Source organism: Saccharopolyspora sp. NFXS83 (assembly GCF_026241095.1).
Lineage (GTDB): Bacteria > Actinomycetota > Actinomycetes > Mycobacteriales > Pseudonocardiaceae > Saccharopolyspora_C.
In genome coordinates, this window is the sequence record NZ_JAPFGB010000068.1 from 1 (window position 1) to 658 (window position 658).

General features: G+C 68.4%; 1 protein-coding gene. It reads right to left on the reverse strand.

Translation table 11 applies throughout. The annotated features are described in order from the left end of the window. A partial coding sequence (locus OOZ19_RS29980) for a ketoacyl-synthetase C-terminal extension domain-containing protein (RefSeq protein ID WP_323055200.1) occupies nucleotides 1-658 on the reverse strand: 658 nt, incomplete at both ends.

Consider the following 658-nt stretch of genomic DNA (forward strand, 5'->3'; position numbering starts at 1 on the left):
GACCAGGGAAGGCGAACGCCAACTTCCCCTCGGCCACCACACCCCGGGCCACAGTGGCGGCCGAACCCCCACCGGCCGAACCCCCACCGGCCGAATCCTCACCGGCCAGGACATCTAGTGCGTCCACCAGACCTGCCCGATCGTCGGCCACCACCGCCGCACGGTGCACCAGTCCGGCGCGCGTCGTCGCCAACGACCAACCCACATCCACCGGACTCAGGTCGGGGCGATCCTGCACGAACGCGCGCAACCGGGCGGCCTGCGCCAGCAGTGCGGGCTCACTCCGAGCCGACAACACCCACGGCACCACCTTCGGCACCGGACCGGAAGACGCCGCGTGGGATTCGAGTTCGTGCTCTGGTGCCTGTTCGAGGATCACGTGTGCGTTGGTGCCGCTGATACCGAACGACGAGACACCCGCACGACGCGGTCGACCGACTTCGGGCCATGCCTGTGCCTCGGACAACACCTCCACCGCACCGGTCGTCCAGTCCACCTGCGGAGTCGGCTCGTCGACGTGCAAAGTCTTCGGCAGTTGGCCACGCTGCATCGCCAACACCATCTTGATGACACCCGCGACACCGGCCGCGGCCTGGGTGTGACCGATGTTCGACTTGATCGAGCCGAGCAGCAGCGGCTCGTCCCGGTCCTGCCCGTA